The following is a 22,266-nucleotide window of genomic DNA, read 5'->3' as shown; positions in this document are numbered from 1 at the left end:
GTTGCCGACGGCCGTGTTGCCGACGCCGACCACGTTGACGCTGTTGCCGCAGGCGTTGACCGGCACGTTCACCGGAGCCTGGACGACGTTGCCGGAGGCCACACCCGGGGAGTCGCCGGTGTGGCCGTCGGCCTGGGAGCCGCCGCCGTGCGACGCACCGGAGCCGCCGCCGTGGTGGTAGCCGCCTCCGCCGTTGGAGCATTCGTTGCCGACGGCCGTGTTGCCGACGCCGACCACGTTGACGCTGTTGCCGCAGGCGTTGACCGGCACGTTCACCGGAGCCTGGACGACGTTGCCGGAAGCCACACCCGGGGAGTCACCGGCGTGTCCACGGGCCTGGGAACCGTCGTGGGACGAGCCGTGGCCGTGGCCGGCGTGCTTGCCGCCCCCACCGCCGTTGGAACACTTGTTGCCGGCGGCCGGGTTGAGCAGTCCGACCACGTTGACGGTGTTGCCGCAGACGTTGACCTCGGCCTCCACCGGCGCCTGCACGGTGTTGCCGGACAGCACGCCGGGCGAGTTGGTGGCGGAGCCCTGCGCGCCGGAGTCGGCGTGCGCGTAACCGCCCGCCGCGGCGAACACGCCGGACGCGGCCGCCACCGTCATGAGGCCTTTGCGGGTGACCTGTCGCATTACTGAATTACCTGCCTTAGCCCTATGTTCTGATCTTCTGCACCTTGTCGGGAGACCGATCGGCCCCGGAGTGCATGGCGCGCACTCCGGGGCCGACGGTTTTTCAGACCCTCACCGGGTGAGGCACAACGTCACTTGTTGATGCAGGTGTTGCCGAAGGCGGGGTTCAGCAGCCCGATCACCGAGATCGTGTTGCCGCACACGTTCACGGGGACGTGAACCGGCACCTGGACGACGTTGCCGGACGCGACACCCGGGGAGTGGACGGCGGCACCCTGGGCGCCGGCGTCGGCGACGGCCAGACCCGCACCCGCGAGAACCAGACCACCGGTGGCAGCCGCAGTGGCGACGACCTTCTTGAGCATTGTTCCTCCTTGTTGGCAAAGCGACCCCAAGTAGCGAGTCGCATCACCTGTAACGAGGAGGGAGTAATGGAGCTACGAGCTTATGGTCCGATTCACTCGACACGGTCGACCTTCGTACGCGTGGCCGAATAAGTCGGAACGCGATACGGAGGACGTGAATACGTCAGAGCCCCGATACGTCAGGACGCGTCGATGAAACGGTCGAGGACGCGCACGCCGAACTTCAGACCCTCCACCGGCACCCTCTCGTCGACGCCGTGGAACATGCCCGCGAAGTCCAGCTCCGGCGGCAGCTTGAGCGGCGCGAAGCCGAAGCCGCGGATGCCGAGGTCGTCGAAGGACTTGGCGTCCGTACCACCGGAGAGCATGTACGGGACCGCCTTCGCGGCCGGGTCCTCGGCGAGCAGCGCGGACTGCATGGCGTCCACGATCGCTCCGTCGAAGGAGGTCTCCAGCGCCTTGTCGGAGTGCACGTCCTCGCGCCGCACCTTGGGGCCGAGGATCTTGTCGAGGTCGGCGAGGAACTCCTCCTCGAAGCCGGGCAGGAACCGCCCGTCGACGTGCGCGGTGGCCTCGCCCGGGATGACGTTGACCTTGTAGCCGGCACCGAGCTGGGTGGGGTTGGCGGTGTTGCTGAGGGTCGCGCCGATGAGCTTGGCGATGCCGCCGAGCCTGGCGAGGGTGCCCTCCATGTTCTCCGGGTCCAGCTCGATGCCGAGCGCGTCGCCGAGCTCGTCGAGGAAGGCCCGGGTGGTCTTGGTGACCCGCACCGGGAAGGTGTGGCGGCCGAGGCGTGCGACGGCCTCCGACAGCTCCGTGATGGCATTGTCCCGGTGGATCATCGACCCGTGGCCCGCCGTGCCGGCCACGGTGAGCTTCATCCAGTGCATGCCCTTCTCGGCCGTCTGGATCAGATACAGCCGCCGCTGCTCGCTCACGGTGAACGAGAACCCGCCGACCTCGCTGATCGCCTCGGTGACGCCCTCGAAGAGATCGGCGTGGTTCTTGACGAGGTGCTTGGCCCCGTACGTGCCGCCGGCCTCCTCGTCGGCGAGGAAGGCGAGCACGATGTCGCGCGGGGGCTTGCGGCCGCTGCGCAGCCGGTCGCGGACGACCGCCAGCGTCATCGCGTCCATGTCCTTCATGTCGACCGCGCCCCGGCCCCACACACAGCCGTCCGCGACCTCGCCGGAGAACGGGTGGTGGGTCCAGTCCGCGGCGTTGGCCGGTACGACGTCGGTGTGGCCGTGGATGAGCAGCGCCGGCCGGGACGGGTCCTCGCCCTCGATGCGGGCCACCGTGGAGGCGCGGCCCGGGTGCGACTCGAAGATTCTCGGCTCCAGCCCCACCTCGGCGAGCTTCTCGGCGACATATTCCGCGGCCTTGCGCTCCCCCGGCCCCGAGTGGTCGCCGAAGTTGCTGGTGTCGATCTGGATCAGCTCTCGGCAGAGGTCGACGACCTCGTCCTCGCCGGTCACGCGCCTGCCCGTGTCCGTCTCGCTCACGCTGCTTCCTCCCGCTGTCGCTGCTGGTGGTTCCCCCCTCATCCTCCTCCTGCCCCACCGCTCGTCCCAAGACCGGGACCCACTGCTCACAAGCCGTTCACGCCCGGCCGCCCCGGGGACGGGGGTGATCGGGGGCCTCGGAAAGCCTGGTAATGTTTCCTTCGTCGCCGCGAGGGAAACCCCGCACGACAGACACCTTGTCCGGGTGGCGGAATGGCAGACGCGCTAGCTTGAGGTGCTAGTGCCCTTTATCGGGCGTGGGGGTTCAAGTCCCCCCTCGGACACATCGGCGAAGGCCGCGACCAACTGGTCGCGGCCTTCCGGCGTTTCGGGCGACAAAACGTGGGCGACATCTCTCCCGTTCGGCAAAAGACCAGGTCACAGGGTTCAGGTTCACGCCCCCGCGTCGCCCGGTGGATGCCTCCGCTTGGCCGACACGACAGGCCGTAGCCACCCGAGCACTACAGTATTGGGCTTGTTCGGCGCCATGACGGAACATCCCCAGGCAGACCTGGCGGCCCGTCGGTGCCCCCGGCTGGTCCGGGTTCGAGAGGCGAGGATCCGATGGCCGCCGTGTACGAGAGTCCCGACCTGGCGCTGCTCGACGGAGAGCTGACCGAGGGATTCGACGGGTCGGCGCGCTTCACCGCCGGTCCGGCCGCCTCGCCGCGCACGCTCGTGGACGTCTTCGAGGCGTCCGTGCGGTCGTATCCGGACGAGCCCGCGCTGGACGACGGAAAGCGGCGTCTCACCTACCGTGCCCTGGCCGCCGAGGTGGAGAACCTGAGGCGGAGGCTCGGGACCGCCGGGGTCGGCCGCGGCGACCGGGTCGGCGTGCGCGTGCCGTCCGGGACCAATGAGTTGTATGTGGCCATCCTGGCCGTCCTGGCGGCCGGCGCCGCCTACGTGCCCGTCGACGCCGAGGACCCCGACGAGCGGGCCGAGCTGGTGTTCGGGGAGGCGGAGGTGCGGGCGGTCATCGGAGCCGGGCACCGGCTGACCGTCGAGGGCGCGTCCGACCGGCCCGCCGCGCGCCCCGGGCTCGAACACGACGCGTGGATCATCTTCACCTCCGGGTCGACCGGGAAACCCAAGGGCGTGGCCGTGAGCCACCGCAGCGCCGCCGCGTTCGTGGACGCCGAGGCCGAGCTGTTCCTCGCCGAGGAACCCATCGGACCCGGCGACCGGGTGATGGCCGGTCTTTCCGTGGCCTTCGACGCGTCCTGCGAGGAGATGTGGCTGGCCTGGCGGTACGGGGCCTGTCTGGTGCCGGTGCCGCGCTCGCAGGTCAGGAGCGGCGCGGATCTGGGGCCCTGGCTGGTCGAGCAGGAGATCACGGTCGTGTCGACCGTGCCGACGCTGGCCGCGCTGTGGGAGCCCGAGACCCTCAACGACGTACGGCTGCTGATCTTCGGCGGTGAGGCTTGCCCGCCTGAGCTGGCGCAGCGGCTGGTGACGGAGGGGCGGGAGGTCTGGAACACGTACGGGCCGACCGAGGCGACCGTCGTCGCCTGTGCCTCGCTCATGTCGGGTGAGGAGCCCGTCCGGATCGGGCTGCCGCTCAACGGGTGGGAGCTGGCGGTGGTCGACGAGGCCGGAGTGCCCGTGCCGATGGGTGGCAGTGGGCAGTTGGTGATCGGTGGGGTCGGGCTCGCGCGGTATCTCGACGCCGAGAAGGACGCGGAGAAGTACGCGCCGCTGGAGTCGCTGGGCTGGGAGCGCGCCTATCGCAGTGGTGACCTGGTGAAGGCCGAGCCGGAGGGGCTGGTCTTCCTCGGGCGGGCCGATGAGCAGATCAAGCTCGGGGGCCGGCGGATCGAGCTGGGCGAGGTCGACGCCGCGTTGCAGGCCCTGCCCGGCGTCGCGGGGGCCGCGGCGGCCGTACGGACCGCGCGGAGCGGGAACCAACTGCTCGTCGGGTATGTGGTCACCCAGGACGGGTGGGACCGGGCGGCGGCCGTCGAGAGGCTGCGGGCGGAACTGCCGGCCGCGCTGGTTCCGCTGCTGGCGCCGGTGGCGCAGCTGCCGACCCGGACGTCCGGGAAGGTCGACCGGAACGCCCTGCCGTGGCCGCTCGCGGATCTGGACACCGCCGGGCCGGCCGAGGAGCTGTACGGGACCGAGGCGTGGCTGGCCGAGCAGTGGGCGGAGGTGCTGGGCGTCCCGGTCGGCGGCGCGGACGACGACTTCTTCGCGATCGGCGGCGGCAGCCTCGCCGCCGCCAGGCTGACGACCCGGTTGCGGAGCCGGTACCCGAGCGTCGCCGTGCTGGACATCTACCAGCGGCCGACCTTGCGGTCGCTGGCGCGGTATCTGGAGGAGTCGGGCGGGGAGGACGGCCCACGGCGGGCCGTGGCACCGGTGCCGGTGCGGGCGCGGCTGGTTCAGCTGGTGCTGCTCGTCCCGCTGTTCACGCTGCTCGGGCTGCGGTGGGTCGTTCCGCTGGCCGCGCTCGGGAATCTGCTCGGGCCGTACGCCTGGCTGCCGACCGCGCCCTGGTGGGCCGTGGCGGCCGGGGCGGTGCTGTTCTTCACCCCACCGGGGCGGCTCGCGGTCGCGGCCGGCGGTGCGCGGCTGCTGTTGCGCGGTGTCGAGCCGGGCCGGTACGCGCGGGGTGGAAGCGTGCATCTGCGGCTGTGGGCGGCCGAGCGGCTGGCCCAGTTCAGCGGGGCGACCTCGCTGACCGGCGTGTGGCTGGAGCGGTACGCCCGCGCCCTGGGCGCCAAGGTGGGCGCCGACGTGGATCTGCACACGCTGCCGCCGGTGACCGGGATGCTGAAGCTCGGGCGGGGTGCGGCCGTCGAGTCGGAGGTGGATCTGTCCGGGTACTGGCTGGACGGGGACCGGCTGGAGATCGCGCCCGTGAAGGTGGGCGCCGGTGCGGTCGTCGGGACGCGGAGCATGCTGCTGCCGGGGGCCAGGGTCGGCAAGCGGGCCGAGGTGGCGCCGGGGTCGGCGGTCGCCGGGCAGATCCCGACCGGCCAGCGCTGGGCGGGGGCGCCGGCGGTCAAGCTGGGCAAGGCCAAGCGGAACTGGCCCAAGGAGCGGCCGCGGCGGAGCCTGTTCTGGCGGGCGTCGTACGGCGTCACCGGGGTCGGGCTGACGGCGCTGCCGGTGCTCGCCGGGGTCGCCGCGCTGGCCGTGCTGAGTCTGTTCGTGGATCCGGACGCCGGGCTCGGCGGGGCGCTCGGGGGCGCGGTGGTCGGGCTGGTGCCGGCCACGCTCGCGTTCGGGGCGGCGTACGCGCTGCTGCTGCTCGTCGCCGTACGGCTGCTGAGCCTCGGGCTGTGGGAGGGCACGCATCCGACGCACAGCCGGGTCGGGTGGCAGGCGTGGACGGTGACGCAGTTGATGGACCGGTCCCGGGAGACGCTGTTCCCGCTGTACGCCGGGCTGGTGACGCCGGTGTGGCTGCGGTTGCTCGGGATGCGGATCGGCAAGGGTGCCGAGGTGTCGACCGTCCTCGCGCTGCCGAGTCTGACGACGGTCGGGGACGGGGCGTTCCTCGCGGACGACACGCTGACCGCACCGTACGAGCTGGGCGGCGGCTGGATGCGGATCGGGCGGGCGGAGATCGGGCGGCGGGCGTTCCTGGGGAACTCCGGGATGACCGCGCCGGGGCGTTCCGTGCCGGACGGCGGCCTCGTGGGTGTGCTGTCGGCGACGCCCAAGAAGGCGAAGAAGGGCAGCTCGTACCTGGGGCTGCCGCCGGTGAGGCTGCCCCGGTCGGCGTCCGGCGGTGACCGGAGCCGGACGTACGAGCCGCCCGCGCGGCTGCTGTGGGCGCGGGCGTTGGTGGAGCTGTGCCGGATCGTGCCGGTGTTCTGCTCGGCGGGGCTCGCGCTGTCGACGGTCGCGGCGCTGAGCCTGCTGGGCGGCTGGGCGTGGTTGCTGGGCGGGGTGGTGCTGCTGGGTGCCGGGGCCATGGGGTGTGTGCTCTCGATCGTCGCGAAGTGGCTGCTCGTGGGGCGGCACCGCGGGGGTGAGCATCCGCTGTGGAGCGGTTTCGTGTGGCGCAACGAGCTGGCGGACACCTTCGTGGAGGTGCTGGCCGTGCCGTGGCTGGCCGGAGCGGTGCCGGGGACGCCGGTGCTAAACCTGTGGCTGCGCGGCCTGGGGGCGCGGATCGGCAGGGGCGTGTGGATGGAGAGCTACTGGCTGCCCGAGACCGATCTGGTCACCCTCGGTGACGGGGCCACGGTGAACCGGGGGTGCGTCCTGCAGACCCACCTCTTCCACGACCGGATCTTGCGGACGGATACTGTGGAGCTCCGTGAGGGTGCCACCTTGGGCCCCGGCGGAATCGTCCTGCCCGGCAGTGTGGTCGGGGCCCGCACCACGTTGGGGCCGGCGTCGCTGGTCATGGCCGCGGAGTCCGTCCCGGACGACACCCGGTGGCTGGGCAACCCGATCGAGGCATGGCGCCGTTGAGGGCGGCTCGTGCGACGTCGGGGGGCGAGGGAGATCGTACGAGCGCGCAGCGGGGAGCAGAAGCGGCGGTGGCGGTGCAGCAGTCAGGTGGTCCGGACCCGTACTTCCCGGCGAACGGTGATTCCCGTTACCGGGTGCATCGGTACGAGCTGGCCGTGGACTACCGGCCGGGGCCGAACCGGCTGTCGGGCACCGCGCGGCTCAACGCCATAGCGGGCCGTGCCCCGCTCACCGAGTTCCAGTTGAATCTCGCCGACTTCAAGATCGGCCGGGTACGGGTCGACGGTCGGGCGCCGCACTACACGCACCGGGGTGGCCGGCTGCGTGTCCGGCCGGCGAAGCCGGTCCGGGCGGGGGCCGCGTTCACCGTCGAGGTCCACTGGGCGGGCAATCCCAAACCGGTGAACAGCCCGTGGGGCGGGCTCGGTTGGGAGGAGCTGACCGACGGGGCGCTGGTGGCGAGCCAGCCGGTCGGGGCGCCGTCCTGGTATCCGTGCAACGACCGGCCCGCCGACAAGGCCTCGTACCAGATCTCGGTCACGGCGCCGTCCGCGTACCAGGTGGTGGCGGGCGGGCGGCTGCTCACCCGTACGGCGAAGGCGTCCACGACGACCTGGGTTTACGAGCAGTCGGCGCCGACGTCCAGCTATCTGGTCGGACTGTCGATCGGCAAGTACCAGACGGTGCTGCTGGGTGATCCGGGGCCCGGTGGTGTGCCGCAGCACGGGCACATCCCCGCGCACCTGCTCACCGAGTTCGCGCGGGACTTCGCGCGTCAGCCGGCCATGATGGAGCTGTTCGAGGGGCTCTTCGGGCCGTACCCGTTCGGGGAGTACGCGGTGGTGGTGACCGAGGAGGAGCTCGATGTCCCGGTCGAGGCACAGGGGTTGTCGCTGTTCGGGGCCAACCACGTGGACGGGGCGCGGGGTTGGGAGCGGCTGGTCGCGCACGAGCTGGCCCACCAGTGGTTCGGCAACAGTGTGTCCATCGCGGACTGGCGGCACATCTGGCTGAACGAGGGGTTCGCCAAGTACGCCGAGTGGTTGTGGTCGGAGCGTTCCGGTGGACGTACGGCGCACCAACTGGCCGCCGCCGCCCACCAGAAGCTCTCGGCGCTGCCTCAGGACCTGCGGCTGGCCGACCCGGGCCGCAAGCTGATGTTCGACGACCGGCTCTACGAGCGCGGCGGCCTCACGGTCCACGCCGTGCGCTGTGCCCTGGGCGACGACGCGTTCTTCCGAATGCTGCGCGGCTGGGCGACAGTCCACCGCGGTGGCGCCGCGACGACGGCGGCCTTCACCGCACACGCCGCGCGGTACGCGGACGGGCCGCTGGACGCGCTGTTCACGGCGTGGCTGCACGAGGCCGCGCTGCCGCCGTTGCCGTCACCGAGGGACCCCGGGGTGCCGGCGCGCCCTCCGTATCCGCCCACCAACGCGGGTTTTGCGTAGGACCATGACGGGCGGCGGGCAGAATGACTGCATGTCATCGCGCCGCAGCAGCTCCAGGGCCAGGTCGAAGAGCTCGTCCAAGGGTTCTTCGACGGCTTCCTCCCAGGTCTCCTCGTCGGTCGCTCGCACCTGTCCCTGCGGGCTCCCCGAGGTGTACGAGTCCTGCTGCGGGCGCTATCACTCCGGGAGCGCGGCCGCTCCGACCGCCGAGGCCCTGATGCGGTCCCGCTACAGCGCCTTCGTCGTACGCGACGAGGGTTACCTCCTGCGCACCTGGCATCCCCGCACGCGGCCGGCCGAGGTCTCCTTCGACACGACCATGCGCTGGACCGGCCTCCAGGTGCTGGACACCCACGACGGCTCCCCCTTCCACACCACCGGCACGGTCACCTTCCGGGCCTCGTTCCGGGGCGGCGCGATGCATGAGCGCAGCCGGTTCGAGCGGGTGGACGGGGCCTGGGTGTACGTGGACGGGGAGTTCCTGGCCTAGGGAGAACTGGGGGCTGGTGAGGGGCTGTTGGGCGCCAGGATGTCGAGTTCCTGGAGGGCGCCGACGGTGATCTCCCGGGTGAGTCGTTCGGCGCGGGGGGCGTCGTGTTCGCGGATGGCCTCGGCGACCTGGACGTGGAGGGTGACGGCGGCTGGGTCGGGGTCGTCGAACATCACGTCGTGGTGGGTGCGGCCGGCGAGGACTTCCTCGACGACGTCGCCGAGGCGGGCGAACATCTCGTTGCCGGAGGCGTCGAGGATCAGGCGGTGGAAGGCGACGTCGTGGTGGAGGTACCCCTCCAGTTTGTGTCCGCGTGAGTGGGCGACCATGCCGATCGCACACTCGGTGAGTGCGGCGCACTGCTCGGCGGTGGCGTTGTGGGCGGCGAGGCCCGCCGCGACCGGTTCGACGGCCGAGCGCAGGACCGTGAGCGAGCGGAGCTGACGCGGGCGGTCGGCGCCGGCCAGCCGCCAGCGGATGACCTGGGGGTCGTAGACGTTCCACGCGGCGGACGGCCGGACGATCACACCGACCCGGCGGCGGGACTCGACCAGGTGCATGGACTCCAGGACACGGACGGCCTCGCGCATCACCGAACGGGACACCTCGAAGCTCTGGGCGAGTTCGTCCGTGCGCAGCACGCTTCCCGGCGGATACTCGCCCGCCGTGATCGCCGGTCCGAGGGTGTCCAGTACTCGGCCGTGCAGCCCTCGGCCCGGTGTGGTCATGGGGATCAGGGTACGAGGAGAACGGAGCGGGGAAAAAGTCAGACTTATTTGGGTCAGGGGCTTGAATTCATCGTATCTAATGGGTTTCAGTGTCGTCGGCGTCGGGTGACGTCTCAATGTCGACGTAGACGGTGAGGTAGCGATGCGTACCCCTCATGTCGTCGTGGTGATGGGCGTGGCGGGCACCGGGAAGACCACGATCGGCCCTCTGCTCGCGGCCCGGCTCGGCGTTCCGTACGCCGAGGGCGACGACTTCCACCCCCCGGCCAACATCGACAAGATGTCGGCCGGGACTCCGCTGGACGACGCGGACCGGTGGCCGTGGCTGGACGCCATCGGCGCCTGGGCCCACGACCGGGCCGGGCTCGGCGGGGTGGTCAGCTGCTCGGCACTCAAGCGCACCTACCGGGACCGGCTGCGGACGGCCGCGCCCGGACTCGTCTTCGTCCACCTCGTCGGTGACCGGGCGCTCATCGAGGACCGGATGTCCCATCGGCAGGGGCACTTCATGCCGACGGCGCTGCTCGACTCGCAGTTCGCCACGTTGCAGCCGCTGGAGGCGGACGAGGCGGGCGTCCCGGTCGACGTCTCGGGCGAGCCCGAGGAGATCGCCGAGCGGGCGGTCGCGGCGCTGCGGGACTGCGATCCGGCGTCGACGTAGGACCGCGCGTCGCCGTACGACTGCGGGTCCCTCGCCGTACGCCTGCGGGTGTCTCGCCGTACAACTGCGGTCTCGCCGTAGGACGGCGGGCCTTGCCGTAGGCCTGCTGCCCTCGTCCCTCCCTTCCCCTCCCCTCCACACAAGGATTCCTTCACCGTGACCAGACTCAATGTCGAGCTGCTGGCAGCGGACCCCGTCGAGCCGATCACCTCGGCGGGACACGCTCAACTGGGCATCGCCGTACTGGCGGGCATCGCCGTCATCGTCGTGCTCATCACCAAGTTCAAGGTGCACGCTTTCCTGGCGCTGACCATCGGCTCGCTCGCGCTCGGCGCGTTCGCCGGGGCGCCGCTGGACAAGGCGATCGCGAGCTTCACCACCGGGCTCGGGTCGACCGTGGCCGGGGTGGGCGTACTCATCGCGCTGGGTGCGATCCTGGGCAAGCTGCTGGCCGACTCCGGGGGCGCCGACCAGGTCGTCGACACCATCCTCGCCAGGGCCGGCGGGCGGGCGATGCCGTGGGCGATGGTGCTGATCGCCTCCGTGATCGGATTGCCGCTGTTCTTCGAGGTCGGGATCGTGCTGCTGATCCCGGTGGTGCTGATGGTCGCCAAGCGCGGGGGCTACTCGCTGATGCGTATCGGTGTCCCCGCCCTCGCCGGTCTGTCCGTCATGCACGGGCTGATCCCGCCGCATCCCGGGCCGCTGGTCGCGATCGACGCGGTGAAGGCCAACCTGGGGGTCACGCTGGCGCTGGGGCTGGTGGTCGCGATACCGACCGTGATCATCGCCGGGCCGCTGTTCTCGAAGTACGCGGCGCGCTGGGTGGACGTTCCGGTGCCCGAGCGCATGATCCCCGTGCGGGCCTCGGAGGAACTCGAGAAGCGGCCCGGGTTCGGCGCGACCATCGCGACCGTGCTGCTGCCGGTGGTGCTGATGCTGGCCAAGGCGCTGGTGGACATCATCGTGGACGACCCGGAGAACTTGGTCCAGCGGGTCTTCGACGTCGTCGGCTCGCCGCTGATCGCCCTGCTCGCGGCCGTGATCGTGGGCATGTTCACGCTGGGGCGGGCGGCCGGGTTCGCCAAGGGGCGGCTGTCCTCGACCGTGGAGACGTCTCTGGCGCCGATCGCCGGGATCCTGCTGATCGTCGGTGCGGGCGGCGGCTTCAAGCAGACGCTCATCGACTCCGGGGTCGGTCAGATGATCCTGGACATCTCCGAGGACTGGTCGATCCCCGCGCTCGTCCTGGCCTGGCTGATCGCGGTGGCGATACGCCTGGCGACGGGATCGGCCACGGTCGCCACGATCTCGGCGGCGGGACTGGTGGCCCCCCTCGCGGCGGACATGTCCACCACCCACACGGCCCTGCTGGTCCTCGCCATCGGTGCCGGCTCCCTCTTCTTCAGCCATGTCAACGACGCCGGGTTCTGGATGGTGAAGGAGTACTTCGGCATGAGCGTCGGGCAGACCATCAAGACCTGGTCCGTGATGGAGACGATCATCTCGGTGGTGGCAGGGGCGATCGTGTTGCTGCTGTCACTGGTCATCTAGTGCCCTGCCGCATGGGTTCGCCGGGTTGGCGGTGGAAGCGGGGCTACATCAGAGGCGATGGGTCTGAGCATCCCACGCAGGGTCAGGAAGAGATCGGAGCAGAGCCGGTGCGAGTGCGCTTGTAGCGCGCGGGTGTGGTGCCCACGTGGCGTGTGAAGTGTCGGTTCAGGTGGGCTTGGTCGTGGAATCCCACGGTTGTGGCGACCTCGGCGGGCCGGTGGCCGTCAAGGAGAAGTCGACGTGCCAGGTCGATGCGCTTGCCGGTGAGGTAGGTGTGTGGCGGCAGGCCGTATGCCTGTTTGAAGCAGCGGATCAGGTGGGTGGGGTGGGCGTGCAGTATGGAGGCGGCCTCGCGCAGGGATATACCGACGTGGATCCGTGAGTCCAGTAGCTCCCGCAGCTCGGTGGCGATTCGGCTTGCCTCACGCCCAGGTGCGCGGGGCTGGAACGCGTCGAGGTGGAAGTGGAGCCGTTCACGGACTCCTGTTGTTCGAACCGACGGGAACGCTCAACACCGGTGACGCAGGAGGGCCGATGACCAAGGCGGCCGAGACCCTCAGCTGACATGCAGGGCGCGTGGTGTCAGGCTGCGGCCTTGAGGGGGCGTCGGCCGCAGCGGATGCCCTTCTCACTGCGGATCCGGGCGCGTTCGCGGCGTTCGGCGGCCAAGACATCTCGGTGGCGGGCGTTGGCGTGGCGCCAGCGCAGTAGGCATGCAGGTTGTCCAGGATCACGTAGATGGGTGCGCCGTCGGGCCGGGCGGCGCGGATCGACCTCAGTGCCGCCGTCAGGGCTGAGCAGGCGGGGACGGCCTCCCGCCCACTGAGGGTCCAAGTAGGACAGGCCGATCCCGTTGCACCGGTGGATCACATCCCGGACGGTGTCTTTGTCGGCCTGCACCAGCTGGGCGATCACCGGCACGCGGTTCCCGCCGGCCGAGGCCAGCAGCATCATCACGCGTAGGTAGCGCACCGACCTCGTGCTGCCGTGGCGCACGATCTGCTGCCGCCCTTGCACCTCCTGGTCAGTCAGTCTGCGTACCCGCACAGGCTCGGCCACCCCACCTCCCAGCGGTCGGAACGGACGTCACCGCCCGTACAACCGCCCCAACCTCCAGCCCGGCGAACCTGTGCGGTCGCAGCACTGGAGACGAGCTCGGTACGACGGCGGATCCGGTGGTGGCGGGAGTCCGGCACGGAACGGATCCGTCGTCGTGGCTGAGCGCCGGGGCGCGGGGCTGACGGCGGGGCCGGGGCCCGCCCCCTGCCCGTCGTACGACGGCTCGTCGCCTCGTCCGCGCTACGGCCGCCACAGCGGGTGTTCGCGGTCCGCCCACCTCCGGCTCACCAGGCCCGTACGGAGACCTCGGCGGGCCTCCGGGTCGCCCAGCGCCATTCCGATGTGGCCTGCCAGGACGATGCCGATGGTCAGGGCCAGCCAGTCGTGGACAAAGGTGGCGCTGGTGCGCCAGACCAGGGGGGTGAGGTGGGTGAACCACATCATCAGGCCCGTGGCGAGCATGACGAGGGTGGCCCCGGCGATCCAGGCGGCGTAGAACTTCTGGCCGGCGTTGAACTTGGCGGCGGGGCGCGGGCCGGAGGCGCGGCGGCGGGCGGCGCGCAGCCAGAGGCGGTCGTGGGGGCCCCAGCGGTTCAGGTGACCCAGGTCGGCGCGGAACGCGCGGGAGAGGAGGCCCGCGAGGACCGGGAGGGGCAGGAGCAGGCCGGTCCACTGGTGGACCGCCACCACCAGGGCCCGGCGGCCGACCAGTTCGGCGAGGGCGGGGACGTAGAGGCAGGCCGCCGTCGCCACGCAGACGCCCATCAGGGCGGCCGTGGTGCGGTGGATCCAGCGTTCGGCGGGGGTGAAGCGGCGGACGCGAGTGCCGTCGACGGCGTCGACCGGCTGCGCTTCGAGTCGTGAGTTCATCGCCCCGCCCGTCCCCGTCGGACCGGCCGCGCTTCAGCTCGCGGATTCATCGCCCCATCGTCTCCGATCGGCCGCGCCGCGCGTCGCCGGTTCCTCGCCGTCCCTTTGACGGGCAGCGTCTCACGTCGCCGGTTCATCGTCCGGGCCCTCTCGACCGGCGGCCCTTCAGGGCATCGACTCAGCACGCCGGCCGTCTCCTTTGGCAGAACAGCACGGCATCGACTCACCACGCCGGCCCTCTCGACCGCCAGAACAGCACGGCATCGACTCACCACGCCGGCCCTCTTGGCCGGTGGCGCCCCACATCGCCGGTCCACCGTCCAATCCCCCGACCGGCGGCGCCCCACGACCCCGGCCCGCCGTCCCAACACCTCCACCGGCTGCGCTTCACGTCGTCGGTTCATCGTCGCGTCCGTTCGATCGGCCGACCCATGCGTCGATGTCGTAGCCGCGTTCCTCCCAGTAGCCGGGCTCGACCTTCTCCGTGAGTTCGATGCCGGAGAGCCACTTGGCGGACTTGTAGAAGTACATGGGGGCGACGTAAAGGCGTACCGGGCCGCCGTGGTTGTGGCCGAGGTCCTTGTCCTGCATGCGCAGGGCCACCAGGACGTCGGCTCGGCGGGCCTGCTCCAGGGTGAGGCTCTCGCTGTAGGCCCCGTCGAAGCAGGTGAAGCGGACCGCGCCCGCCGAGGAGCGCACCCCGGCCGCGTCCAGCAGCGCGGCCAGGCGTACGCCCTCGAACGGGGTGTCCGGCACCCGCCAGCCGGTCACGCACTGGACGTCGCGCACCATCCGGGTCTGGGGCAGGGCTCGCAGGTCGGCGAGGGTGTACGACCTGGGCCTGTCGACCAGGCCGTCCACAGTGAGCCGGTAGTTCTTCGCGGTCCTGCGGGGGACGGACGACGTCACCGAGTAGTAGCGGAAGCCTCCACCGTTGGGGAGCAGCCCGGTCAGGCCGGTGGGGTCCTTCTGGGCCGCCTCGCCGAGGAACGACTCCATGCCGCGTTGGAGGACGGGAGCGGAGACCACACCGAGGGCGCCGAGTCCGAGGGTGCCGAGGAGGATCCGGCGGCCGATGGGCGCACCGTGCCCCGTTTCCGTGCCGTCGGGGGTCTCCGGCGGCGCTTCCCTCGCTTCGGGATGTTCAGGGTTCACTCATCGATTCGAACATCCGCGAGCCCCGTCGGGCCAGGGTTCGCGGACGTCCGTCAGAAATCGGTAATCGTCGGCCCCTCGGGGCGGCCCCACCCCTCGGGTCAGCTGACCGCCTTCGCCGCCGCCCGGCCCGCCGTACGGCCGGAGAAGAGACACCCGCCGAGGAACGTGCCCTCCAGGGAGCGGTAGCCGTGGACGCCGCCACCGCCGAAGCCGGCGGCCTCGCCCGCCGCGTACACGCCCTCCAGCGGGTCACCGCCCTCGGTCAGGACGCGGGAGGAGAGGTCGGTCTCCAGGCCTCCAAGGGTCTTGCGGGTGAGGATGTTGAGACGGACGGCGATCAGCGGGCCCGCCTTGGGGTCGAGGATGCGGTGCGGGGTGGCGGTGCGGATGAGCTTGTCGCCGAGGTAGTTGCGGGCGCCCCGGATCGCCATGACCTGCAGGTCCTTGGTGAAGGGGTTGGCGACCTCACGGTCCCGGGAGACGATCTCGCGGCGCAGCTCCGTCTCGTCGATCAGCGGTTCCTCGGTGAGCGCGTTCATGCCGCGTACCAGGGAGCCGAGGTCCTTCTCGACGACGAAGTCGACCCCGTGGTCCATGAATGCCTTCACCGGGCCGGGGACGTCCGCGCGGGCCCGGATGAAGACGTCCTTGATGGACTTGCCGGTCAGGTCGGGGTTCTGCTCGGAGCCGGAGAGGGCGAACTCCTTGCCGATGATCTTCTGGTCGAGCACGAACCACGTGTAGTCGTAGCCGGTCTTCATGATGTGCTCAAGGGTTCCGAGTGTGTCGAAGCCGGGGAAGAGCGGGACCGGGAGCCGCTTGCCGCGTGCGTCCAGCCAGAGCGAGGACGGGCCGGGGAGGACGCGGATGCCGTGGTTCTCCCAGATGGGGTTCCAGTTCTGGATGCCCTCGGTGTAGTGCCACATGCGGTCGCGGTTGATGAGGTGCGCGCCCGTCTCCTCGGCGATGGCGAGCATCCTGCCGTCGACGTGCGCGGGCACGCCGGAGATCATCTTCTCCGGGGGGTTGCCGAGCCGCTGCGGCCAGTTGGCGCGGACGAGGTCGTGGTTGCCGCCGATGCCGCCGGAGGTGACGATCACGGCTTGGGCCTTGAGTTCGAAGGCGCCGGTGACGTTGCGGCTGCTGGCCTGGCCGCGTTCGATCTTCGAGGGCTCGAGGATCTCGCCGGTGACAGTGTCCACGGCCCCGGCGCTGCGCGACAGACCCGTCACGCGGTGCCGGAACCTGAGCTGGACCAGCCCCCGCGCCACGCCCTCCCGCACGCGCCGCTCGAAGGGTGCGACGAGGCCGGGTCCGGTGCCCCAGGTGATGTGGAAGCGGGGCACGGAGTTGCCGTGGCCGTTGGCGTCGTAGCCGCCACGCTCGGCCCAGCCGACCACCGGGAAGAAGCGGACGCCCTGCCGGTACAGCCAGGACCGCTTCTCACCGGCCGCGAAGTCGACGTAGGCCTCGGCCCACTTGCGCGGCCAGTGGTCCTCCTCACGGTCGAAGGCTGCCGTGCCCATCCAGTCCTGGAGGGCGAGGGCGTGGCTGTCCTTGATCCGCAGACGGCGCTGCTCGGGGGAGTCGACGAAGAAGAGGCCGCCGAAGGACCAGTGCGCCTGGCCGCCGATCGACTGCTCCGGTTCCTGGTCGAGGAGGATCACCTTGCGCCCCCTGTCGACGAGCTCCGCGGTCGCCGCGAGCCCGGCGAGGCCCGCCCCGATCACGATCACATCTGCGTCGTACGACATGGAGGACGTCCTCTCGGAACGGGTCAGGCAAGCGGGGGGTCGGGCCGCGGCCAGGGCAGGCCGGGCACCGCCCAGCGCTTTGTTACTGGCCGGTCAGCAGCTTGGGCATCTGATCCTTCGGCACGGGAGTGACCTAGTCAACTGCCCGGATGTGTCTCCTCTTACGGACAGCCTCCGGCCGGGTCATTAGAGTCCCGCGAACGAACACCTTGTCCGTTATGCCCCCTGTTGATCCCCTGAGGTACCCCAGCGTGTCGGTTCTCGTCCTGATCCTGGCCATGAGCGCCGCGTGCTGTCTGGGCTTCGGCTTCGTCCTTCAGCAACAGGCCGCCGCGCACGCCCCGCTGGGCGACTTCCTCTCGCCCCGGCTGCTCCTCGACCTGATCCGGGTGCCGGGCTGGCTCGGCGGGATCGGCCTGATGGTGTGCGGCATGGCGCTGGGCGCGGTCGCGCTCGGCGAGGGCGAGATCAGCCTCGTGGAACCACTTCTCGCCACCCACCTCGTCTTCGCGCTCGCCCTCTCGCGCCGGCGGACCCGGCAGCCGTTGGGACGCCAGGGCTGGGCCGGGCTGCTGCTGCTCGCCGGCGGGGTCGCCGCCTTCATCGTCGCCGGGCGGCCGGAGGGTGGTGCCGCGGTCGGCGGCTCCTTCCGGCAGTGGCTGATCATCGGCGTCATGCTGGGTCTGGCGCTGCTGTTCGCGGGCTGTGCCAAGCGGTCCCGGCGCAGTGCCGCGCCGGCGCTCCTGGCGGTCGCGGCCGGGCTGCTGTACGGCGTCCAGGACGCGCTCACCCGGGTCAGTGGGCAGCGGTTCACCGAGGCCGGGTGGGGCGGGCTGTTCACGGCGTGGCAGCCGTACGGGATCGTGCTCCTCGGTGTGAGCGGGCTGCTGCTGGTGCAGAGCGCGTTCGAGGCGGCGCCGCTGCGGATGTCGCTGCCGGCGCTGACCGCCGCGCAGCCGCTGGCCGGAATCGTGTGCGGGGTGGGATTCCTCGGGGACCGGTTGCGCATGGACGCCGGGGCGCTCGCCTGGGAGACGGCGGGGCTCGCGGGCATCGTCGTGGGGGTGGTGCTGCTCGGGATGCATCCGGCGATGCCGTGCGGCTCCGCCGGGGGGACGCGGGAGAACTCGGGGGTAGGGGCCGCCCAGCAGGTGCGGGTGAGTGGGGGCTGGTCGCGCACTTCCCCGCGCCCCTGAGCGTCGGGGCCGCGCGCACTTTTGCTTGGATGGGGACATGAGTGCTGCCGACGAGATCCTCGACATCGTGGATGAGAACGACCAGGTCATCGGGCAGGCCCCGCGTGGGGAGGTGTATGCGCGCGGGATGCGGCACCGGGCCGTGTTCGTACTGGTCCGGGACGGCGAGGGGCGGATCTTCGTCCACCGCCGGACGGAGACCAAGCTGGTCTTTCCGTCGCTGTACGACATGTTCGTGGGTGGGGTCGTCGGGGCGGGCGAGTCCTACGACGACGCGGCGTCGCGTGAGGCCGAGGAGGAGTTGGGGGTCGTCGGGTTGCCGCGGCCCGTTCCGCTGTTCAAGTTCCTGTACGACGACGGGGGCGGGCGGACATGGTGGTCGGCCGTGTACGAGGTGCGCTGGGCGGGGGCGGTGGATCCTCAGCTGGAGGAGGTCGCCTGGTATGGGTTTCTGGGGGAGGACGAGATGGAGCGGCGGTTGCGTGAGTGGGAGTGGGTGCCGGACGGGAGGGCGGCGTGGGAGCGGGTGCGGGGGCGGAGGCCTGGTGACGCCTAGAACCTCCAGGGGGAGGCTGTTCGGCGGGTGCGGGTGCGGGTGCGGGTGAGTGGGGGTTCTCGCGCGGTTCCCCGCGCCCCTGGAAAGCTGGGCTGCGCCCGCGCATTTCGGGCCGCGGGGCCGTGTCTGTGAGGGCCGCAGGGCCGTGACCGGGAGGGGCGCGGGGAACCGCGCGAGCAGGGCCCGCCCCTCCGCACCCGCCCTACGGCCTGCCCCCGCCCGCATGGGCGACTGAAGCCGACCGGTAGTGTCCGACACGTGAGCGAATTCATGCGGAACGTCCGGTTGTGGTTCGCCCCGGCGGAGATCCGGGAGGAAGGCCGTACACCCGACTACCGGTTCTCACTGGCGAACGAGCGGACCTTTCTGGCCTGGCTGCGGACCTCCCTCGCCCTGATCGGCGGCGGGTTCGCGGTGGATCAGTTTCTGCCGGACCTGCGCTGGGGCTGGCGCGTCGGGCTCGCTCTCGCCCTGTTGGCGGCCGGAGTGCTGTGCGCGTTCCGGGCGGTCAATCACTGGGTGCGGTGCGAGCGGGCGATGCGGCGCGGGGAGGATCTGCCGACGTCACGCTTCCCGGCGGTGCTCGGCCTGGTCGTCGCCGTCGTCGCCCTCGCAATGGTCGTGGTCGTCCTGCTCGGGTGGGTGGGGTGACCCCGGGCACCCGGACCGTCGAGCGGGACCCGGGGCTGCAGCCCGAGCGCACGCGCCTCGCGTGGCGCCGTACGACCCTCACGGGCGCCGCGGTCGCCGTGCTCGCCGCGAAGTCCGCGCTGCACGCAGGGCCGTCGGCGCCCGGCGTGATGGCCGGCGCCCTGTGCGCGGTGCTGTGGCTGGGCTTGTTGGGGCTCGCCCATCGGCGGATCGGCGCCCTGGCGGGGCCCCGACCCGCCGCGCTCACCCCCCGTATGGCGGGCGCGGCCGTTCTGTGCGCGGTCGCGCTCGCGGTGTGCGGCGCGGCGCTGGTGCTCTGAGACCCAGGCACTGGTTCCGGGGGTCCGGGTTCCGGGGGTCCGGGTTCCGCGGTTCCTGGGCAGCGGAGCAAGGGGGTTCCGGGATACCGAACCGAGGGCAAGGCTTGGTGCGCGCATGAGGCTTCGAATAGGTACGAGTGGGGTTTCTGTGACTAGCCTGGATAAGTCACCCCCGCACCACCGAAGGTGAGCACCATGACCACCCTGCACCAGGAACACCCCGTCCACGACCACGCCCATGGCCCGTCCTGCGGACACACCGCCGTGCGGCACGGCGACCACACCGACTACGCGCACGACGGGCATCTGCACCGTGAGCACTCCGGACACTGGGACGAGTGCGAGCCCAGCGGGCACACGGCGCACGACGAGCACGCCCACGAGCACGGCGAGGACTGCGGACACCAGGCGGTCACCCACGGGGACCACGTGGACTATGTGCACGACGGTCATCGGCACGCCGCCCACGACGGGCACTGGGACGACCACTGACGCGGGCCTCCGGCATCGACCGCTGACGGCCGACCACCGGCTCCGGCGCCCCACCTGCGCCGATTCCCCACACCCCGGATTCCCCCGGCTCATCGCCGACTGGCAGTCTCTGACCACCAGTCGGGGACGAGGCGGGGGATGAAGGGATCACGATGACCGCAGGAGAGCCGTACACCGTCGAGCTCGCGAGCGACGTGTACGCCTATGTGCAGCCGGACGGCGGATGGTGCCTGAACAACGCCGGATGGGTGAGCGACGGCACCGGCACACTGCTCGTGGACACGGCGGCGACCGAACGGCGCGCCCGTGCGCTGCACCGGGCCCTCGAGGAGACGACGGTTCCGGCGCCGATGCTCGTGGTCAACACCCACCACCACGGTGACCACACGTACGGCAACAAGCAGTTCATGCCGGCCACGATCGTCTCGCACACCGCCTGCCGCCGTGAGGCCATCGCCAGCGGACAGCATCTGCATCTGCTGTGGCCGCAGACCGACTTCGGGGACGTCCCCGTCCTGGCCGCGGACATCACGTTCACGGACCGTACAACCCTGCACGTGGGAGACATCGAGGCCGAGGTGATCCACCCGGGCATTTCGCACACCGTGGGCGACTCGTTCGTCTGGCTGCCGCACCGCCGGATCGTGTTCACGGGGGACCTGGTCTTCGAGGGCGGGACCCCGTTCTTCCTGATGGGTTCGCTCAGCGGTTCACTGCGGGCGCTGGAGATGCTGCGGGCGCTGGGCGCCGAGACCGTCGTACCGGGGCACGGGCCGGTCACCGACCCCGCGGCGTTCGACCGGGCCGAGCGGTACATCCGGTTCGTGGCCGATGTCGCCGAGACGTCCCACGCGGCCGGCCTCACCCCGCTGGAGGCGGCGCGCAGGACCGACCTCGGGGAGTTCGGCGAGCTGCGCGAGAGCGAGCGGCTGGTGGCGAACCTGCGCCGGGCCTACGCCGAGCTGGACGGGCACCCCGAGGGCGAGGGCGTGGACCCGTTCGCCGGGTTCATGGACATGGCGACCATCAACGGGGGCGAGATGATGACCTGTCACGCCTGACCGCCCGCATGCCGCGAGCATGACCACACGTCCGGAGCCTGATCGGACGTCCCGAGCAGGACCACACGTCCGGACCATGATCGGACGTCCGAGCGTGCCCACGCGTGACCCCGGAGCGATCGGCGGGCGGGTGCGGTGGTTCGGCCGCCCGTCGCGGGATCCGGCCTCGGCACGCACCGCGGTGCGGCCGGATCCTGTCGGGACTCGATCATTTCGGTGTTGCCCACTGGACGGCATACCGACCGGTCGGCATCATGAGTCGGGTCCCGGTAAACCGCGCGCGTAGGAGCGATGATGCACCCAGACCACCCGCCAGGTCTCGATCCCGACCGGCTCCGCGCCCTGCTCGACGCCGAGCGGCCCGGACTCGTGGGCGGTCCGCTCACCGGCCGGCTGATCGAGGGCGGACGGTCGAACCTGACGTACCAGGTCACCGACGGCACGGCCAAGTGGGTCGTACGTCGGCCGCCGCTGGGCCATGTGCTGGCGACCGCGCACGACATGAAGCGCGAGCACCGGGTGATCAGCGCACTGCACCCGACGAACGTGCCGGTGCCGCGCCCCTTGCTGCTGTGCGAGGACGAGGAGGTGCTCGGCGCCCCCTTCTACGTCATGGACTTCGTCGAGGGCACCCCGTACCGCACCGCCGAGCAGTTGGCCCCGCTCGGCGCGGAACGCACCCGGGCCGCCGTACTGGGGCTGGTCGACACCCTCGTCGAACTGCACGCGGTGGACCCCGCCGAGGTGGGCCTGGCCGACTTCGGGCGCCCGGAGGGCTTTCTGGACCGGCAACTGCGGCGCTGGGGCAAGCAGTTGGACGCGTCTCGCAACCGCGAGCTGGCCGGCATCGACGAGCTGCACGCTGCCCTGGGACGTCATCTGCCGCACTCCCCCGCCCCGGCCGTCGTGCACGGCGACTACCGGCTCGACAACGTGCTCCTGGGCGACGACGACCGGATCAAGGCCATCCTCGACTGGGAGATGTCCACGCTCGGTGATCCGCTCACCGACCTGGGCCTGCTGGTGATGTACAGCGTGCCGCTCGCCATGCCCGACTCGCCCGTCTCCACGACCGCGGCGGCCGCCGGGCACCCGGATCCGGCCGAGATCGTCGAGCGGTACGCGGCGCGCTCGGGCCGGAACGTCTCCTCGGTGTCCTGGTACACGGCGTTCGCGTGGTTCAAGCTCGCCGTGATCCTGGAGGGCATCCACTACCGCTACACACTCGGCCAGACGGTCGGCGACGGCTTCGACCGCATCGGCGACCTGGTCCCCGTCTTCATCGAACACGGCCTGACGACTCTCCGCGCCGGCTCCCAGGAAGGCTGACC

At 71.2% G+C, this 22,266-nt stretch carries 20 protein-coding genes, 1 tRNA gene and 1 pseudogene; 13 read left to right on the top strand and 9 right to left on the bottom strand.

Annotated features, from left to right (window positions below):
• The 3 genes from ACFY9I_RS15515 to ACFY9I_RS15505 form a co-directional block, all read right to left on the bottom strand.
• Nucleotides 1-633: chaplin family protein (locus ACFY9I_RS15515; protein WP_391001752.1), on the bottom strand; the 633-nt coding region annotated here is incomplete at its 3' end.
• A gap of 131 nt (nt 634-764) precedes the next feature.
• Nucleotides 765-998: a chaplin ChpH gene (chpH, locus tag ACFY9I_RS15510; RefSeq protein ID WP_391001750.1), complete on the bottom strand. Its 234-nt coding sequence runs from the start codon at nt 996-998 to the stop codon at nt 765-767.
• A gap of 179 nt (nt 999-1,177) precedes the next feature.
• Nucleotides 1,178-2,503 carry a M20/M25/M40 family metallo-hydrolase gene (locus tag ACFY9I_RS15505; protein ID WP_391001748.1) on the bottom strand — a complete coding sequence of 442 codons (1,326 nt, stop codon included), beginning with the start codon at nt 2,501-2,503 and terminating at the stop codon, nt 1,178-1,180.
• 199 nt (nt 2,504-2,702) lie between these two features.
• On the opposite strand from ACFY9I_RS15505, the gene ACFY9I_RS15500 reads away from it, so the two are divergent.
• The 4 genes from ACFY9I_RS15500 (at nt 2,703) to ACFY9I_RS15485 (ending at nt 8,875) form a co-directional block, all read left to right on the top strand.
• A tRNA-Leu gene (locus tag ACFY9I_RS15500) sits at nt 2,703-2,787 on the top strand.
• Nucleotides 2,788-3,067: 280 nt separating this feature from the next.
• Nucleotides 3,068-6,934, top strand: a complete 3,867-nt coding sequence (locus ACFY9I_RS15495; protein WP_391001746.1) for a Pls/PosA family non-ribosomal peptide synthetase — start codon at nt 3,068-3,070, stop codon at nt 6,932-6,934.
• 68 nt (nt 6,935-7,002) lie between these two features.
• Nucleotides 7,003-8,385 carry a M1 family aminopeptidase gene (locus ACFY9I_RS15490; RefSeq protein WP_391001744.1) on the top strand — a complete coding sequence of 461 codons (1,383 nt, stop codon included), beginning with the start codon at nt 7,003-7,005 and terminating at the stop codon, nt 8,383-8,385.
• Between the two features lie 31 nt (nt 8,386-8,416).
• A complete protein-coding gene (locus ACFY9I_RS15485) occupies nt 8,417-8,875 on the top strand; it encodes a YchJ family metal-binding protein (protein ID WP_391001742.1) in 459 nt (152 codons plus the stop codon).
• On the opposite strand, the gene ACFY9I_RS15480 is transcribed toward ACFY9I_RS15485, so the two are convergent.
• On the bottom strand, nt 8,872-9,603 hold the full coding sequence (locus ACFY9I_RS15480; protein ID WP_391001740.1) for an FCD domain-containing protein: 732 nt from the start codon (nt 9,601-9,603) through the stop codon (nt 8,872-8,874). The two genes, ACFY9I_RS15485 and ACFY9I_RS15480, sit on opposite strands and share 4 nt — an antisense overlap.
• Before the next feature lie 142 nt (nt 9,604-9,745).
• Here ACFY9I_RS15480 and ACFY9I_RS15475 point away from each other — a divergent pair, with 142 nt between their 5' ends.
• Complete coding sequence (locus ACFY9I_RS15475; RefSeq protein WP_391001738.1) at nt 9,746-10,264, top strand: gluconokinase, GntK/IdnK-type; 519 nt, start codon at nt 9,746-9,748, stop codon at nt 10,262-10,264.
• A 156-nt stretch (nt 10,265-10,420) separates the two neighbouring features.
• Entirely contained in the window at nt 10,421-11,818 is a 1,398-nt protein-coding gene (locus tag ACFY9I_RS15470; RefSeq protein WP_391001736.1) for a gluconate:H+ symporter, read from the top strand.
• An 82-nt stretch (nt 11,819-11,900) separates the two neighbouring features.
• Here ACFY9I_RS15470 and ACFY9I_RS15465 read toward each other — a convergent pair whose 3' ends face one another.
• The 5 genes and pseudogenes from ACFY9I_RS15465 to ACFY9I_RS15445 form a co-directional block, all read right to left on the bottom strand.
• Nucleotides 11,901-12,104: a helix-turn-helix domain-containing protein gene (locus ACFY9I_RS15465; RefSeq protein WP_391002117.1), complete on the bottom strand. Its 204-nt coding sequence runs from the start codon at nt 12,102-12,104 to the stop codon at nt 11,901-11,903.
• Between the two features lie 500 nt (nt 12,105-12,604).
• Nucleotides 12,605-12,877: pseudogene (locus ACFY9I_RS15460) on the bottom strand (helix-turn-helix domain-containing protein); the annotation flags it as partial.
• Nucleotides 12,878-13,117: 240 nt separating this feature from the next.
• A complete protein-coding gene (locus tag ACFY9I_RS15455; RefSeq protein WP_391001734.1) occupies nt 13,118-13,747 on the bottom strand; it encodes a cytochrome b/b6 domain-containing protein in 630 nt (209 codons plus the stop codon).
• 387 nt (nt 13,748-14,134) lie between these two features.
• Nucleotides 14,135-14,902 carry a molybdopterin-dependent oxidoreductase gene (locus ACFY9I_RS15450; RefSeq protein ID WP_391001732.1) on the bottom strand — a complete coding sequence of 256 codons (768 nt, stop codon included), beginning with the start codon at nt 14,900-14,902 and terminating at the stop codon, nt 14,135-14,137.
• Between the two features lie 101 nt (nt 14,903-15,003).
• Nucleotides 15,004-16,659, bottom strand: coding sequence for an FAD-binding dehydrogenase (locus ACFY9I_RS15445; RefSeq protein ID WP_391001730.1), 1,656 nt, complete (start codon nt 16,657-16,659; stop codon nt 15,004-15,006).
• Nucleotides 16,660-16,910: 251 nt separating this feature from the next.
• Between ACFY9I_RS15445 and ACFY9I_RS15440 the strand changes: the two genes are divergently transcribed.
• From ACFY9I_RS15440 to ACFY9I_RS15410, 7 genes are all read left to right on the top strand, one after another.
• Nucleotides 16,911-17,855, top strand: coding sequence for a DMT family transporter (locus ACFY9I_RS15440; protein ID WP_391001728.1), 945 nt, complete (start codon nt 16,911-16,913; stop codon nt 17,853-17,855).
• Nucleotides 17,856-17,892: 37 nt separating this feature from the next.
• Entirely contained in the window at nt 17,893-18,411 is a 519-nt protein-coding gene (locus ACFY9I_RS15435) for an NUDIX domain-containing protein (RefSeq protein ID WP_391001726.1), read from the top strand.
• A gap of 258 nt (nt 18,412-18,669) precedes the next feature.
• Nucleotides 18,670-19,062, top strand: coding sequence for a DUF202 domain-containing protein (locus tag ACFY9I_RS15430; RefSeq protein WP_391001724.1), 393 nt, complete (start codon nt 18,670-18,672; stop codon nt 19,060-19,062).
• Nucleotides 19,059-19,382, top strand: a complete 324-nt coding sequence (locus ACFY9I_RS15425) for a DUF202 domain-containing protein (RefSeq protein WP_391001722.1) — start codon at nt 19,059-19,061, stop codon at nt 19,380-19,382. Before ACFY9I_RS15430 ends, ACFY9I_RS15425 begins: the two co-directional genes overlap by 4 nt.
• Before the next feature lie 195 nt (nt 19,383-19,577).
• Entirely contained in the window at nt 19,578-19,874 is a 297-nt protein-coding gene (locus ACFY9I_RS15420; RefSeq protein ID WP_391001720.1) for a hypothetical protein, read from the top strand.
• A gap of 152 nt (nt 19,875-20,026) precedes the next feature.
• A complete protein-coding gene (locus ACFY9I_RS15415; protein WP_391001718.1) occupies nt 20,027-20,935 on the top strand; it encodes an MBL fold metallo-hydrolase in 909 nt (302 codons plus the stop codon).
• Nucleotides 20,936-21,229: 294 nt separating this feature from the next.
• On the top strand, nt 21,230-22,264 hold the full coding sequence (locus ACFY9I_RS15410) for a phosphotransferase (protein ID WP_391002115.1): 1,035 nt from the start codon (nt 21,230-21,232) through the stop codon (nt 22,262-22,264).
• Nucleotides 22,265-22,266 lie beyond the last annotated feature (2 nt).

It is taken from the genome of Streptomyces sp. NPDC012510 (assembly GCF_042955065.1).
In the GTDB taxonomy this organism is placed as follows: Bacteria; Actinomycetota; Actinomycetes; order Streptomycetales; family Streptomycetaceae; genus Streptomyces.
The sequence above is the reverse complement of the archived record's forward strand: the minus strand, read 5'-3'. Positions and strand labels throughout refer to the sequence as shown.

Bases quoted from the DNA above. Each gene is read 5' to 3' on its own strand.
- ACFY9I_RS15455 (WP_391001734.1), bottom strand. From the start codon at position 13,747: ATGAACTCACGACTCGAAGCGCAGCCGGTCGACGCCGTCGACGGCACT.
- ACFY9I_RS15475 (WP_391001738.1), top strand. From the start codon at position 9,746: ATGCGTACCCCTCATGTCGTCGTGGTGATGGGCGTGGCGGGCACCGGG.
- ACFY9I_RS15420 (WP_391001720.1), top strand. From the start codon at position 19,578: ATGACCACCCTGCACCAGGAACACCCCGTCCACGACCACGCCCATGGC.
- ACFY9I_RS15435 (WP_391001726.1), top strand. From the start codon at position 17,893: ATGAGTGCTGCCGACGAGATCCTCGACATCGTGGATGAGAACGACCAG.
- ACFY9I_RS15480 (WP_391001740.1), bottom strand. From the start codon at position 9,603: ATGACCACACCGGGCCGAGGGCTGCACGGCCGAGTACTGGACACCCTC.
- ACFY9I_RS15485 (WP_391001742.1), top strand. From the start codon at position 8,417: ATGTCATCGCGCCGCAGCAGCTCCAGGGCCAGGTCGAAGAGCTCGTCC.
- ACFY9I_RS15495 (WP_391001746.1), top strand. From the start codon at position 3,068: ATGGCCGCCGTGTACGAGAGTCCCGACCTGGCGCTGCTCGACGGAGAG.
- ACFY9I_RS15410 (WP_391002115.1), top strand. From the start codon at position 21,230: ATGCACCCAGACCACCCGCCAGGTCTCGATCCCGACCGGCTCCGCGCC.
- chpH (WP_391001750.1), bottom strand. From the start codon at position 998: ATGCTCAAGAAGGTCGTCGCCACTGCGGCTGCCACCGGTGGTCTGGTT.
- ACFY9I_RS15415 (WP_391001718.1), top strand. From the start codon at position 20,027: ATGACCGCAGGAGAGCCGTACACCGTCGAGCTCGCGAGCGACGTGTAC.
- ACFY9I_RS15445 (WP_391001730.1), bottom strand. From the start codon at position 16,659: ATGTCGTACGACGCAGATGTGATCGTGATCGGGGCGGGCCTCGCCGGG.